This window comes from Microscilla marina ATCC 23134 (assembly GCF_000169175.1).
GTDB classification, from domain to species: domain Bacteria; phylum Bacteroidota; class Bacteroidia; order Cytophagales; family Microscillaceae; genus Microscilla; species Microscilla marina.
On record NZ_AAWS01000006.1, the window covers coordinates 150,682 to 165,754 of the forward strand.

The following is a 15,073-nucleotide window of genomic DNA, read 5'->3' on the forward strand; positions in this document are numbered from 1 at the left end:
TGCCTTTACGCAATTGTCTTATATTTTTTTCGGCGTTTTTTGGCAAAAAATTGTTTTTGGCGCACAATAATAACAATAACTCCGATAAAAATTGCGGCATCAGCTATATTAAAAACTGTAGCAGGGACATATTTTCCACCAACAAAAGGAATCCAATGGGGTAAATACCCACCAAGCAAATCGATGTAAATCATATCTATTACCTGTCCATGAAACCAAGCAAAAGGGACATCAGCAGGGGCGTTGTTCAACAAAACCCCATAAAAAACACTGTCGATAAGGTTGCCTATAGCTCCGCCCAAAATGAGCGCAATGCAATAGATCAAACCTGAATGCGCATGACGATGGAGTAGCCTTCTAAGGTAAAACAAGATGCCAATGGTAGCCAATAACCTAAAAATAGTGAGTGCCAATTTGCCATAAGTACGCCCCCATTCTACTCCAAATGCCATTCCTGAGTTGAGCTCATACTGCACCTTAAGCCAGTTGCCCAGCAGATTAATTTGTCCCAAAAAACCTTGACCCATATTAAAGTGTATCCATAGTTTTACTGTATGATCAAGCAAAATCACCCCTAATACAAATACATACACTTTGTAATATTTCATAACTATCAGACTAAACTATTCTACCACCAGTGTGGTTAGCGTTAAAAAATGTAGTAATAGCAAAAATACAAAATGTTTGATAAAGAACCTTAAGGGTTTACAGCCTCTACCTACTTTATCTTTATAAACTTGCCCTTGTTTTATTAAAAGTTTTCCCTGCAAAAACACCAATCCTGAAAAAATGTAGTATCTTTGCGCACCAAAACCAATAGACAGACGGGTTCTGTCATTTATGGTCATTTACTTTAAGATAATATGGTAAGAATTAGATTAGCAAGAAGAGGGCGCAAAAAAAAGCCCTTGTACGATGTTGTCATAGCTGACAGAAAAGCACCACGTGATGGTCGATTCATCGAAAAAATTGGAACGTATAACCCACATACAGTTCCGGCTACTATTGTTTTAGACGATGAGCGCGCTTTGAAATGGGTATTGGATGGTGCACAACCAACAGATACCGTAAAAGCAATGCTTTCTTACAGAGGCGTATTGATTCGTAAACACCTAGAAATAGGGGTACGAAAAGGTGCGATCACTGAAGAGCAAGCAGCTCAAAAGTTTGAAGAATGGAAAGCTAAGAAAGATGCTAAGATTACTGCACGTATTGAAAAACTTTCTACCGAAGGCGAAGCAGCTAAAAAGGCTCGTTTGGCAGCAGAGGCAGAAGTAAGCGCAAAACGTGCTGAAGCTCTTAAGAAAAAACAAGAAGAAGCTGCGAAAGCTGCTGAAAGCGAAAATGCTGAAGGTGGTGAAGCTGGCGATGCAGAAGCTACTGCTGAAACCAACGAGGCAGAAAACACTGAATCATAAACAAGAGATTCCGAATATTCAGAAAAATCACTTGTTCATTCTTGACAAACCTTTGCTTTTCTTGAGAAGCAAAGGTTTTTTTATGCTTTCTATCGGGCAACACGTTGCTCAGAGCTAGTCACTAAATATATAACAATGAATTTTGAAGATTGCTACGAAGTAGGCTACATAGCCAAAACGTATGGAGTAAAAGGTGAAATCCATGCAGTGTTTGATGTGGATAACTCGGAAGAGTATCGTGAAATAGAATCAATTTTTGTGGTAAAAGATCGTCACATGGTCCCCTACTTTATCGAGCAGGTAAGGTTTGTACAAGGCTATGTACGTCTTAAGTTTGAAGAAATAGACGATGTAGACCAAGCAAAAATGCTGGTGGGGAGCAAGTTGATGTTACCTATTGATGTACTCCCCGAAACTGAAGAGGAAGAGTACTACTTCCACGATATTTTGGGGTATATGGTAGTAGATGCCGACAAGGGTGAAATAGGTAAAGTAACCCAACTCTATGATTCTACCAACCAAGATTTGATTGGGGTAACTCACCAAGGTAAAGAAGTATTAATACCTTATATCAAAGACCAGATCATTCAAAAGCTTGACCATGAACAAAAAGTTATTGTGGTAACTTTGCCAGGAGGTTTGCTGGATGTGTACTTGGAGGATGAATAAAATAATCAGTTAAAGATAAAGCCCCATTATTGGTCATATAATGGGGCTTATTTTTTATGAATGAACAATCACTATGACCAAGTATTTGATGCCTTATATCCCACTTGTTTCAAGTTTTGAGTGTAACTATTGCCTGAAAATCCCTCTTACCTGACGCTATGCTTTAGTGTACTGCTTCCTTTACTATTCCAATAAATCTTATCCCCAATTCAATATTTGACTAAACACCAGGTTAGTTTTTTTACAAAAGTCTCTCCACTGACTTTACCACCTAAAGTATTAAAAGTCAATTCAAATATTAATAGTCACAAAACCAATAAAACCATGTTAAAAAAACTTTTATGCTTGCTAACACTTATGATGGTTATGATTCCACTAGTTCAGGCACAAACCAACGTCCATTGGAAACTTACCAACGCTCAAGGTAAAGCTTTGTCTATCAACAAGCCATTGTCTATCAAAGCTACCCCTGACATAGTAGTAGTAGCCAATAACCAACAGGCTAAAATAAAACTTATGGAAATAACTGTTTTCAGAGGCGGAGGGTCAATTGCTACCAAGTTGTACAATTCGAACACTTTTTCGTTGGAAAAAGATTTCCAGCTTGAAAAGGGAGATGGCGTATTGATAAAAGTCAAAAAAGCCATAGATAGCAAGACCCAAAAAGTCAAAGAAGTGGATGGACAGATAGCTTTTACAACAACCAAGTAAGTAAGCCTTTCACTTTTTCCTTTACTAAAAAAGAGCATTGATACTAGTCATAGCTCTTTTTTAGTTTTGTGTTTTATCAATATCTATTGATGATTATTTTCGACAAATATAAACAAATGCAGGGGGGATATTTAAAGGGGTAAAATCACGAGTCACTGAGGGAAACTGTTTTTTGAGCATACCAAAACTTGCCAATGAATATTGAAACTGGGTATAAACTCCTTCGTCACTCAAAGTGTTTTTGATGGCTTCCATTATATTGGTGTTCAAATCTTTAGGAAAAATAGCCAAGGGCAATCCAGATACAACTGCATTGGTATGTATTAGGTTATGTTGCGCCAAATATTCAGGAATTTTCTCAGCAGAATCGGCAATTACGTGTAAACGCTTATCATTAATTCCTTCAAGCAAATCTATAAACTTTGGGTTTACCTCAAAACTCAGCAATTGAGCATCAGGTAGCATTTTATCAAGAATAGCTTTTGTAATGCACCCATTACCTGCACCCAGTTCTACAATAACTTTAGCCTTTGAAAAATCAATAGGCAATAGCATTTTACGAATCAAAAAACGAGAGCTTTGAGCAATGGTACCCGCTTGCCTGATATTTTTAGTAGCTTCAAAAAAAAATTGTAGACGGTTCAAATCTGAGAGAGTTTAAATGTAATTGCTGATAATAAAGCTTTGCAAAGCTACAAGGCTGGGGGCACAAATCAAAAGATACACCCACTAGTCCGCCATAAAATACACTCTGTAGCTCCCCAAAACATTTATCCAAGCCCAGGAAAACGCATACAAAAAAAACAGAAAATACACTCTTGTTATCCTACAAGAATATATTTTCTATGTTGAAACTTGCCTGTATAATGCGCTTATGCTCTCTATGCAGTGATGCTTTTCATTGATTTTAGGGATATTTTCCAGTTCATAATCCTTTCATTCTACTCACACAAACCACAGAGATAAGTTATTACAATGAAGGATACATTTTTAAGACTTACTCACTTTTGTTTCTTTACCAAGCAACCACTCCCTAGCTTCTGGCTCATTGTCAAAGTATTTCAATGCGGTCTCCATGTTTTGCACTGTCTGCTCAATACTCAGTTGTGATATAAACTCTGCTGCTACTACCATTGCTGATTTAGGGGGCAGATAATCATTAAACTGTTGCGTTACCCAGTCTTGCAGCTCAGGATCAACTATAAAGTTAAAATCTTGAGTCAACGACAAACTACCAACAAAAGGGTGATGATCACGAAAAACTTTCGCCAGTGCCAGTATTTCAGGTCTATATTGATCAACCGTAAGGTGCTGGGTACTGGAAGTCCACTTACTTATTATCCAAGAGTTTTCCGAATCATAAGAAACTTCCAGAAAGTCACTTTTATACTCTAATTCTACCATTGCCTGATAATTTATTGGTTTACTATATAAAAATAGAGAGTAAAATAAGGCATACTTTACCCTGCTATAAATTATTACTTATTAAATAATATGTTATAAATGCCTGTTAGCTTTCTTTCAACCTCGCTTTAAACATAGAACTCATCTCGTCTTTTAATAATGAGTTGCAAATCGTTCAAAAAAGTCAGACGAGCTCATATCCAATACTGCTATAAAAATCAATGATTTGTGTAGTTTTGGACTGTTACTTCATCAAATACAAGCACAAGGTGCTGGATTCTATTCAAGTAAAAAGTAACCAAAAATAATTGTTGTGAAAGGTCAGTGAGCTTGTATATTAAAGCTACTGTATTTATTCTCTTTTCTGGTTCGTAATCCTTCCACACAAACCTCAAAAGCAAGCTACAGGTAACCGTACGGTTGTTAATTCTCACTCACTTTTGTTTGGTTCATGAGCCATTCTCTAGCTTCTTGCTCGTTTGAGAAATAATTAACTATTATATCCATGCTTTGCACTGTTTGCTCAATACTCAGTTGTGACACAAACTCTTGTGCTACTACCACTGCAGATTTAGAAGGCTGGTATCCTTCAAATTGCTGAGTTAACCATTCCTGCGTTTCAGGATCAAGTATAAAGTAAAAATCTTGAGTCAATGCCAAACTACCAAAAACGGGCTTATGGTCAATAAAAGCCTGACATACCACCAACACTTCCTGTTTGTATTGATCAATGGTAAGATAGCGGGTATTAGGTGTCCATTTACTTATCACCCAAGAATTTTCTGAATCATAAGAAACTTCGAGAAATTCGCTTTTATACTCTAATTCTATCATTGCCTGATAATTTATTGGTTTATTATATAAAAATAGAGAGCAAAATAAGACATACCCTACACTCTATAAGTTATTATTTATCAAATAATACGTTATAAACACCTGTCAGTTTCCTTTGAATCTAAATTTCCAATGGCTTAAAACTCCCCTTCTGATGATATAGAAAGTGCTTATAGGCTCCTGTTTTCCTTTTCCCCACAAAAACCACCAAGGTGAGTGCTACTACAGTTCAATCTTTGAGTTTAGCTCATTTTTGTTTTATCAAGCAACCATTCCTTAGCTTCTGACTCATTGTCAAAATAACGAACTATTACATCCAGATCTTGCACAGTTTGCTCAATGCTCAATTGTGATACAAACTCTGATCCTACTACTATTGCTGATTTAGAGGGAAGGTACCCTTCAAAAATTTTTGTTATCCATTCCTGCATTTCAGGATCAACCACAAAATGAAAGTCTTGGGTTAATGACAAAATGCCTGCAAGAGGTTGGTGATCCACAAAAACCTTAAGTAATGCCAATGTTTCCTGTTTGTATTGGTCAATAGTAAGGTAACGAGTGTTGTCTGTCCACTTGTTCACCACCCAAGAGTTTGCCGAATCATAAGAAACTTCTAGAAAATCACTTTTGTACTCTAATTCTATCATTGCCTGATAATTTATTTGTTTAATTATATAAAATAGAGAGCAAAATAAATCACACTTTACCCTCTACAAGTTATTACTTATCAAATAATACGTTATAAGCGTATGTAAGTGCCCTTTCAATCTAATTTTCCAATGACTTAAAGTTTATTTTACTTTACCAATCAACCAATCCCTGGCTTCTGGTTCATTGTCAAAGTAGCGAACCATCACATCCATATTTTGTAATGTTTGCTCAATACTCAGTTGTGATACAAACTCGGCTGCTACTACCATTGCAGATTTAGGGGGCAAATAATCATTAAACTGTTGTGCTGTCCATTCCTGCGTTGCAGGATCAATCACAAAGTGAAAATCTTGAGTCAGGGACAAATTACAAGCAAAAGGATAATGGTTCATAAAAACCTCACGTGCCGCCAATATTTCCTGTTTGTATTGGTCAATTGTAAGATGACGGGTATTGGGTGTCCACCTAGTTACCACCAAAGAGTTTTCCGAGTCATAAGAAATCTCAATAAATTCACTTTTGTACTCTAATTCTATCATTGCCTGATGATTTATTGATTATATAAAAATAGAGCGTAAAACAAGTCACACTTTACCCTCTACAAGTTGTTAATTATCAAATAATACGTTGTAAACGTATGGAAGTACCCTTTCAATCTAATTTTCTAATGACTTAAAATTCCCTTCTGATGACACGAAAAAGAGTACCAGTTCACTATCCTTTTACCCTACCCACAAAACCACTGGGGTAAGCAGTTACCACAATTTAATGTGCAGTCTTCAAGTTTAGCTTGCTTTGCCAAGCAACCAATCCTCGGCTTCAGATTGACTGGCAAAGTATTTCACTGCGGTGTCCAAATCTTGCACTGTTTGCTCAATACTCAGTTGTGATACAAACTCTGCTGCTACTACCACTGCAGATTTAGGGGGCATATAATCAGTAAACTGTTGTACCACCCACTGCTGCAGGATGGGATCAATCACAAAGTGAAAATCCTGGGTTAATGACAAACTACCAGCAAAGGAATGATGGTCAACAAAAATCTGACGTAATGCCACTACTTCTGGCTTGTATCGGTCAATTGTAAGGTGACGGGTATTGGGTGTCCACCTACTTATCACCCAAGAATTTTCTGAATCATAAGAAACTTCGAGAAATTCACTTTTGTACTCTAATTCTACCATTGCCTGATTATTTATTGGTTAATTATATAAAAATAAAGAATAAAATAGGGTATATTTCATTCTTTATCAAATAATACGTTATAAGTAGCAGCCAGTTTCTTTTCCATTGGCTTAAAATTCCCCTTGCGAGGATATAGAAAATGTTTATAGATTTCTAATTCATACATCTTTCATTTTCCCTACATAAACCATTAGGATAAGTACTACCACAGTTTAATGTATAGCCTTTAAGTTTAGCTCACTTTTTTTGCTTTACCAAGCAACCAATCCTTGGCTTCAGATTGACTGGCAAAGTATTTCACTGCGGCCTCCAGATCTTGCGCTGTTTGCTCAATACTCAGTTGCGATACAAACTCTGCTGCTACTACCACTGCGGATTTCGGGGGCATGTAACCAGTAAACTGTTGTACCACCCACTGCTGTGTTGCAGGATCAATTACAAAGTAAAAATCTTGAGCCAACAATAAACTACCAGCAAAGGGATGATGGTCAACAAAAGCCTGACGAAACGCCATTACTTCCTGTTTGTATTGGTCAATTGTAAGGTGAAGGGTATTGGGTGTCCACCTGGTTATCACCCAAGAATTTTCCGAATCATAAGAAATCTCTAGAAATTCACTTTTGTACTCTAATTCTACCATTGCCTGATAATTTATTTGTTGATTATATAAAAATAGAGAATAAAATAAGGCGTATTTTATCCTCTATCAAATAATACGTTATAAGCACCAGCCAGTTTCTTTTCCAATGGCTTAAAATTCCCCTTGCGATGATATAGAAAAATGCTTACAAGTTTCTAATTCATACATCTTTCATTTTCCCTACACAAACCACTAGCGTAAGCACTGCCACAGTTTAATGTGTAGCCTTTAAGTTATTTAGCTTACTTTTTCTTTACCAATCAACCACTCCCTGGCTTCAGGTTCATTGTCAAAGTATTTCACTGCGGTCTCCATATCTTGTACTGTTTGTTCAATACTCAGTTGTGCTACAAACTCGGCTGCTACTACCACTGCCGATTTAGGGGGCAGATAATCATTAAGTTGTTGTGCCGTCCATTCCTGCGTTGCAGGATCAATCACAAAGTAAAAATCTTGATTCAGCGACAAATTGCAAGCAAAAGGATAATGATTAATAAAAACCTGACGTACCGCCAATATTTCCTCTTTGTATTGGTCAATTGTAAGGTGAAGGGTATTGGGTGTCCACTTACTGATCACCCAAGAGTTTTCCGAATCATAAGAAACTTCGAGAAATTCACTTTTGCACTCTAATTCTATCATTACCTGATAATTTATTTGTTGATTATATAAAAATAGAGAATAAAATAAGGCGTATTCTATCCGCTATCAAATAATACGTTATAAGCACATGCCAATTTCTTTTCCAATGGCTTAAAATCCCCTTTCCAAATCATATAGAAAAATGCTTATAGGTTTCTAATTCATACATCTTTCACTTTCCCTGTACCAACCATCGCAGTAAGCACTGCCATAATCTAATGTATGCCTTTAAATTTAGCTTGCTTTTTCTTTACCAAGCAACCATTCCCTAGCCTCTGGTTCATTGTCAAAGTATTTCACTGCGGTCTCCATATCTTGTACTGTTTGTTCAATACTCAGTTGTGCTACAAACTCGGCTGCTACTACCACTGCCGATTTAGGGGGCAGATAATCATTAAGTTGTTGTGCCATCCATTCCTGCGTTGCAGGATCAATCACAAAGTGAAAATCTTGATTCAGCGACAAATTGCAAGCAAAAGGATAATGATTAATAAAAACCTGACGTACCGCCAATATTTCCTCTTTGTATTGGTCAATTGTAAGGTGAAGGGTATTGGGTTTCCATCTACTGATTACCCAAGAGTTTTCCGAATCATAAGAAACTTCGAGAAATTCACTTTTGTACTCTAATTCTACCATTGCCTAGTAATTTATTTGTTGATTACATAAAAACATAGAATAAAATAAGGTATATTTTATCCTCTATCAAATAATACGTTATAAACACATGCCAGTTTCTTTTCAATCTAAACTTCCAATCCCCCTTCCAAATCATATAGAAAAATGCTTATAGATTTCTAATTCATACATCTTTCACTTTCCCTGTACCAACCATCGCAGTAAGCACTGCCATAATCTAATGTATAGCCTTTAAATTTAGCTTGCTTTTTCTTTACCAAGCAACCATTCCCTAGCCTCTGGTTCATTGTCAAAATAACAAACTGCTCCATCTAAGCTCTGAAGTGTTTGTTCAATACTCAACTGCGACACAAACTCTGCCGCTACTATTGTTGCCGATTTGGCAGGAAAATAACCTTCAAACTGTAGCATTACCCAATCTTGCAGTTCAGGGGCAACTATAAAGTTAAAATCCTGAGCCAATGACAAGTTGCCAGTAAGAGGTTGGTGATTAGCGAAAGCCTTCACCAGTGCATGTATTTCGCGTTTGTATTGGTCGACAGTGAGGTAACTGGTATTGGCTGTCCACTTACTTATTACCCAAGAATTTTCCGAATCATAAGAAATTTCCAAAAAATCGCTTTTGTACTCTAATTCTATCATTAACTGATAATTTATTGGTTTACTATATTAAAAATAGAGGGCAAAATAAATCACACTTTACCCTTTTGTTACTATTTACTATCTATCTAAAAAATACGTTATAAACACCTGCGAGTTTCTCCGTTTAATCTAATTTTCCAATGACTTAAAATCCCCTCTGATAATACGAAATCGCTTACGGGCTTCTACCACATAAATACTCCCAGGAAATTTCGTTAAGTGGTTTCGGTAATATTCCTTGGCTTTCTCAGGGTTTTTAAGGTATTCTTCGTAGATTTTTCCTATGGTAAAATGGGCATCATCAGCCAATATATCTTGCCCATGCTGTTTTACAATTTGTTCAAGCACTTCGATGGTTTCTTGAAATTTAGCCATTTTAAGCAGTAACTTAGATTTGCTCCATAAAATTTCATCTTTCAAACTGTGGTCTTTGTACTTTTTTTCCATCTCAACCAGCTTATCCAAAGCTTCTTTATCTTTATGCTGAAACATCAACAGCTCTACTCCAGCGTAGGCTTTCATTGCCGAGTTGGTAGTGTCCATATCCAATGCAGTGTTATCCCTGATCAATAAACTCAAATTCATTGCGTCGTTGGCAATTTCACGGGTAGTGGCTTCTTTCAAAATATCTAAATGCCCCTGTGCCAACTCAAAATCGCCCTTAAAATAAGAAAGTTTCCCATTGCGTAGCTTTGCCTCATACCCTAAAGGCCTTCTCTTTCGCGTTTTCTCCACCTGTGAGTAAAGCAAAGTAGCTTCCCAGGGTTCTCCCTTCAAAATATAAATATCGCCCAGGTCGAGGCGGCATTGGGCTATAAAGCGTTGATTGTACCCGCTCAGTTTGATAGCATCTTTTAAAGTAACCACTGCAGTGTCTTTCTTATCAAGATAAAAAGCCTGTAATAACGCAATGCTTCTCATGGCGTTCAACGTACGAAAGTTGCGCCCCAGGTCTTTCAATAGCTGGCTATAGTCACCAATTAATGACTCAATATCAGTTCTAGCTACGGGGTAAGTGTTCTTTACTACTGCTTCTTTGGCTTTGATTAAGTAATGGCGAGCCACTGAATAATTGCTACCTTTCGGATACTTCTTGACCACATAGGCAAACATTCGCTTGGCATTTTTGTAGTCCTCATTGCGCATAGCAATCATTCCAATGTTCAACAATTCGCTCCCTTCCTGTCGATAACGTCGGTCAAGTGCTTTGGCTTGAATAAAGGCTCTGTAAAACAACTTTTGTTGTAAATAGATCCAGAGTAGAAACTCGTTATAGATAATCTCACCAGGCTGCTTCTGTAGCTTTGTAAGCAATATTTTTTCAAACTTCTCTAAGTCTTTTTGAGTTGTCAGGCGATCTTGCAAGGCTCCTTTGACAGATTCCAGGTTTTTGCGATCGTCCAATGCGACATTGATATATTCATCAATCATTGGTTCAAACTTGCCCAAAGTAGCATACACATTGGCCAGTTCTTGAGCAAACAGGTACTTGTTGGCAATGCCTCGGCGGGCATTCAAATATATCTTCTCTGCCCAGGTAGCTTTATCAAGCAATACAAAGTGCTCAGCGGCCGCTGACACCACGTGATCAGGTTTCTTACGTACATCATTCACCACCCGCTCGAACTGCTTGTCAGCCCGCCCTATCTTGCCTTGTCGTTCGAGTACAAAGCCATAGTCAATAGGCAAAGTAGGATTTTCAGGCTCAATTCGCATGCGTCGCTTAATCAATTTTTCGGCATCTTTAAATTGTTTTTGAGCCAGCAACGACGCCAGGTAGTTAGTATAGACTTGTTGTAGGTAGGTGGTACGCAGTGAAAGTTTTTCATATAAACTATTGGCTTTTTCATACTCCTTCTTCTGAAAGTACTCATCTGCCAATTGTAGGTTTTTATTTTGTGCCACTGCTTGCGGTGGCATAATCAAATTTGCAAATATTATGATCCCTAACATCAAAAAAAATCGGGTAATGGTCTGATTCATTTTTTTATCTTTTTTTATTTCATGGCTAATATTCATGTTCATACATTAAAATATACTACAATAAAAATAACATCTTTCGAAAACACATTTCGAAAGTAACAGTATTAACGGCAATTCCTATCGATAAGATTTTTTTATCTTTTAAAAAATTCTGCTTTCAAGCGAAAAGCTTCTAACCTCTTTTAAATAAAGAACAATAAATTATTTAATTACTTAAGTATTATTATTATTATCATGCTGTGGATAACTTTTGTTTTTCACTTGAGAATATTTTCCTGCCAATATTGCTAAATATACATTGTCGAGGTTCACTTTTATTTCGAGGAGTTATACCCACCTTATTCGATTTGTCCACATACTTATCCACATTGTTTCAATTTGTTTTGCTAAAATCATGATCGAGAATCGATGTTGATAACCCCTATTTTTTGGTGGATAAACATGTGGATAAATTGTGGATAAACAAAGGGTTTTACACACCCCTATAGTTTTTCAACATTGGAGTTAAAGTTATCCACCTAAATATGTGGACAAATCAGGCACTTATCCACACAATTTTTAGGGTTATCCACAGGTTTTGTGGATAATGTGGATAAGTAGTGGGGGGATCTATGACTTGAAACTAGAGTTATCTACGTTGATTTTTAACATTTGTGGATAAATTAATGGTTTATCCACAAAGTTATCCACATTTATAGTCGAGTCTGTTGACATAAATAGCATTACATTCGATAATATCGCTTGGTTTTCGATAAGTATTTGCTGTCAATTGGTGTAGAAAGCCATTTAATTATTTAGGTGTAGCAATATGTTTAATCTATTAAATGGCTAATGAGGAGTTGTTTTCGAAGAAAAGTAAGTAGCAGAGGTTATCCACAAATCAATATAAAATTTGGGCAAAATCATTTTTTAGCGCTCACCATGACGTTCGATAAACTTGTTTTATCAAGTGATAAAGCTCACTTGTAAGTGGTTTATATAGCTTTAAGTTTAGAATTTAAGGATAATATTTTGTTCCCAGTTGGCTCTTAGTTGAATAGAACTAGGGTAAAATGTAATGTTTTCGGCAGGCTTGTTTTCCTTATAGTTTGAGAAATCCCACTTACCATTATTGTTTTCATCAATGATAATTCTGATGCTGTAACTGCCTGGAGCCAGGTTATCAAATTTAAAACTATTGCCTGTCACTTCGCCACTTTTACGTTCTTTGATTATCTGAAACTCTTGGTTGAGTAGTTGTATGATAAAATGGGGGCTTTGGGTTTCTATAGCAATATTTACTAGGCCTATTTTGGTAGGGTCTAGTCGGTTGAGCGTAGTTTTGATCATTTGGCTTGAGTCGTTTACTGCACTTACAAATGCAGCACTGTCAGCTACTAGTTTTATAACGTTTTTAAAAGAAACCGGGCGGGTGATGTTTAATTGGGTTTTAAACTGGTTCCATTCAAACTTGGCACTACTGTCTATCAATGGCTTTAGGTTTACCGTATCGGCATCTACCAGGTACTTGAGCTTTTCGGCTGCAAACTGTACTATAGGTTTGCTAAATTTAACAGTAAGGTCTAGTTTGTTTCCTACAATGCCTAGTGTATTTTTAGGTTGAATGTCTATTTTAAAGGTCGCTTTGTCTTTTTCTTTGACAGGCTTATTGTTGAAACGAAGATTTACCTCTTCACTCAATCTATTTTGGGCAGAGTCTTGAGCTATGATACGAAGCCGCAAGGAGTCTAAGCCTTGCATATTGTAGAAGGTCAACTTCTTGCCACGATCAGTCAGGTTATACAATACTTTTTGGCGCAGGTTGGTTTGTCCCGAATCTACTTTGAGTGTTTGAACTCCTTCGTTAAATTTTATTTCAAAATAGTGTTTTTGACGCAATTTGCCAATCATACGAGGGGCATCATAATCTTCTTGTACCAGGTTTAAGTTAAGTGAATCTTGACTTCCTTGAGTGAGGTCAACTATTTCGGGGGCAAACCCAATCAATTCATTTTTATTATAATACTTGTTATTGTTGGCATCCTGAATAGCATATAATCTATAGCGATTGGCTTTTATATTTTTGAAGTGGTAAATGCCAGCATCATTGGTTTGGGTAAGGTAGTATGGTTCATCTTTGTCTACTTTAAGCGTATCATCTACTTTATATAATGCTACAATGGTTTTTTTAGCTGCTTTATTTGTTAACGGAATCATTACTTTTCCTTTTATTTCCATTGTGTCCAATTGACTACCAGTACTAAAAGCCAGCCTTACTGGTGTAGGGTTGCCTTCGGTAATGTCTTGAATACTTTCCCGGAAATCAAGGTTGTAGGTAGTATTGCTGTCCAAGGGTTGTAAAAAGGTAATGCGTAGCCTTTTCTTGCTTATTTTAAATGTATAATCTTTGACTCTTGGGGTAATGATTAATTCTTGCTTTAGCTTGGGTGCTTTGATCCACTCATTAAAATATAATTCTATTTTGTCGTCCTTATAATTGAGTTGTTCAAGCTTAGGGTACGAACGAGCCGTATCCATGGTAGGAGGCAAGCTATCTTTGGCACCACCAGTGGGTGCCATAATATTGGCACAACCACTCACACTAAGGAGCATCCAAACCACCATACCAAGGTATACTATATATAGGTATATAACACGAGTCATCATCAACAGGAAAATTTATCAACTAATAGACTTAGCGGTGCAAACTTATTGATAATTCGTGTTTTGTGTCGAAATCGCTACTACTTATTTTTGAATTTGTCTGAAAATAAGCTGATCTAGGTAGTGAATAATTTCAGAAGTTTCTGAGTCAGCGCATTTAAGTTCAGTAAGAGAAGGTAAATGTTGCGAAAAAAAGATTTGTTGATGAGCCGATTCCAGCATTGTACTGGTAAGTGCATGGGCATAAGGGTAGTCGCTGTTATACGCTTTGATCATATTGGCTACTTTTTTACAAAGCGATTTGTAACTATGAAAAAAACCAAACTTATTTTCGTCGTCTACACTTTTGGTATAATAAGTTTTAGATGATTCAGACACTACTATGCGGTGCAAAGCAGCCTCATTGATATGAGGAAAGTGAGACTCACTGTGCGAGCTTAATGATTCAGCTATGATTCTAATGGCTATTTTAAGTTGCTTTTCTGTATCTTCTATATTGTTGGTTTGGTAGTCTATCTGGTACTCTAGCCAGCTCCAGTACCATACCAGTAAATACACCAGCAAGTTATGTTTGTTTTCAAAATAGCGGTAAATAGAAGCTTCAGTAGAACTGATTTGGTTGGCTAATTTCTTGAATGTAAAGTCCTCGAAGCCAAGTTCATCGATTAGGTCGATGCTTTTGCTTATGATTTTTTTTCCTAACTGAGTTTGTTCTGGGTCTCTCAGGTAGATATTATCATTGACATTTATTTTAATGGTCGCTCTAACACCCATTATTTAATTATGGTTTGATGTGAAACTACTATCAAAGTTCAAAGTAAAGGTTTTTATTTTAATAGTAAAACTATTATTCTAACTGATACACATAAAAGAAAGTTTTATGCAAGGTGAATTATTTAGCCTGTTTCTTTATAAGTGAGGAGAAAGGGTGAAAAAAACAAAAAAATCAATGACTCCCAAAGTCATTGATTTTTTTGTTTGGTAGTAGTTGGTCTAGTGCTTTGGGGATTAA

17 protein-coding genes are annotated in these 15,073 nt (G+C 36.6%); 3 read left to right on the forward strand and 14 right to left on the reverse strand.

Annotated features, from left to right (window positions below):
- Window positions 1-5: 5 nt before the first annotated feature.
- The gene (locus M23134_RS06735; RefSeq protein ID WP_002694797.1) at window positions 6-608 is read right to left on the reverse strand and encodes a lipoprotein signal peptidase; all 603 of its coding nucleotides are present in this window, start codon (window positions 606-608) and stop codon (window positions 6-8) included.
- 255 nt (window positions 609-863) lie between these two features.
- Between M23134_RS06735 and M23134_RS06745 the strand changes: the two genes are divergently transcribed.
- The 3 genes from M23134_RS06745 to M23134_RS06755 all read left to right on the forward strand — a co-directional run bounded on the left by M23134_RS06745 (window position 864) and on the right by M23134_RS06755 (window position 2,798).
- Entirely contained in the window at window positions 864-1,418 is a 555-nt protein-coding gene (locus M23134_RS06745; RefSeq protein ID WP_002694801.1) for a 30S ribosomal protein S16, read from the forward strand.
- Between the two features lie 135 nt (window positions 1,419-1,553).
- The gene (rimM, locus tag M23134_RS06750; RefSeq protein ID WP_002694806.1) at window positions 1,554-2,087 is read left to right on the forward strand and encodes a ribosome maturation factor RimM; all 534 of its coding nucleotides are present in this window, start codon (window positions 1,554-1,556) and stop codon (window positions 2,085-2,087) included.
- Between the two features lie 366 nt (window positions 2,088-2,453).
- Complete coding sequence (locus tag M23134_RS06755) at window positions 2,454-2,798, forward strand: hypothetical protein (RefSeq protein WP_002694807.1); 345 nt, start codon at window positions 2,454-2,456, stop codon at window positions 2,796-2,798.
- Between the two features lie 93 nt (window positions 2,799-2,891).
- Here M23134_RS06755 and M23134_RS06760 read toward each other — a convergent pair whose 3' ends face one another.
- From M23134_RS06760 to M23134_RS06820, 13 genes are all read right to left on the reverse strand, one after another.
- Complete coding sequence (locus M23134_RS06760; protein ID WP_002694810.1) at window positions 2,892-3,443, reverse strand: class I SAM-dependent methyltransferase; 552 nt, start codon at window positions 3,441-3,443, stop codon at window positions 2,892-2,894.
- A 345-nt stretch (window positions 3,444-3,788) separates the two neighbouring features.
- The gene (locus M23134_RS06765; RefSeq protein WP_002694812.1) at window positions 3,789-4,202 is read right to left on the reverse strand and encodes a hypothetical protein; all 414 of its coding nucleotides are present in this window, start codon (window positions 4,200-4,202) and stop codon (window positions 3,789-3,791) included.
- A gap of 423 nt (window positions 4,203-4,625) precedes the next feature.
- Window positions 4,626-5,036: a hypothetical protein gene (locus M23134_RS06770; protein ID WP_002694813.1), complete on the reverse strand. Its 411-nt coding sequence runs from the start codon at window positions 5,034-5,036 to the stop codon at window positions 4,626-4,628.
- Window positions 5,037-5,278: 242 nt separating this feature from the next.
- Complete coding sequence (locus M23134_RS06775; protein WP_002694814.1) at window positions 5,279-5,683, reverse strand: hypothetical protein; 405 nt, start codon at window positions 5,681-5,683, stop codon at window positions 5,279-5,281.
- A 144-nt stretch (window positions 5,684-5,827) separates the two neighbouring features.
- Window positions 5,828-6,226 carry a hypothetical protein gene (locus M23134_RS06780; protein WP_002694815.1) on the reverse strand — a complete coding sequence of 133 codons (399 nt, stop codon included), beginning with the start codon at window positions 6,224-6,226 and terminating at the stop codon, window positions 5,828-5,830.
- Window positions 6,227-6,472: 246 nt separating this feature from the next.
- Window positions 6,473-6,871, reverse strand: coding sequence for a hypothetical protein (locus M23134_RS06785; protein ID WP_002694816.1), 399 nt, complete (start codon window positions 6,869-6,871; stop codon window positions 6,473-6,475).
- 233 nt (window positions 6,872-7,104) lie between these two features.
- Complete coding sequence (locus tag M23134_RS06790; RefSeq protein ID WP_045113139.1) at window positions 7,105-7,512, reverse strand: hypothetical protein; 408 nt, start codon at window positions 7,510-7,512, stop codon at window positions 7,105-7,107.
- A gap of 237 nt (window positions 7,513-7,749) precedes the next feature.
- Window positions 7,750-8,154 carry a hypothetical protein gene (locus M23134_RS06795; RefSeq protein ID WP_045113140.1) on the reverse strand — a complete coding sequence of 135 codons (405 nt, stop codon included), beginning with the start codon at window positions 8,152-8,154 and terminating at the stop codon, window positions 7,750-7,752.
- Between the two features lie 234 nt (window positions 8,155-8,388).
- Complete coding sequence (locus M23134_RS06800) at window positions 8,389-8,793, reverse strand: hypothetical protein (RefSeq protein WP_002694819.1); 405 nt, start codon at window positions 8,791-8,793, stop codon at window positions 8,389-8,391.
- A gap of 237 nt (window positions 8,794-9,030) precedes the next feature.
- A complete protein-coding gene (locus tag M23134_RS06805; RefSeq protein ID WP_002694820.1) occupies window positions 9,031-9,435 on the reverse strand; it encodes a hypothetical protein in 405 nt (134 codons plus the stop codon).
- 129 nt (window positions 9,436-9,564) lie between these two features.
- Window positions 9,565-11,418, reverse strand: coding sequence for a tetratricopeptide repeat protein (locus M23134_RS06810; RefSeq protein WP_198144988.1), 1,854 nt, complete (start codon window positions 11,416-11,418; stop codon window positions 9,565-9,567).
- 990 nt (window positions 11,419-12,408) lie between these two features.
- Window positions 12,409-14,064 carry an Ig-like domain-containing protein gene (locus tag M23134_RS06815; RefSeq protein WP_082226526.1) on the reverse strand — a complete coding sequence of 552 codons (1,656 nt, stop codon included), beginning with the start codon at window positions 14,062-14,064 and terminating at the stop codon, window positions 12,409-12,411.
- Between the two features lie 81 nt (window positions 14,065-14,145).
- Entirely contained in the window at window positions 14,146-14,835 is a 690-nt protein-coding gene (locus M23134_RS06820) for a TetR/AcrR family transcriptional regulator (protein ID WP_002694823.1), read from the reverse strand.
- Window positions 14,836-15,073: the final 238 nt, after the last annotated feature.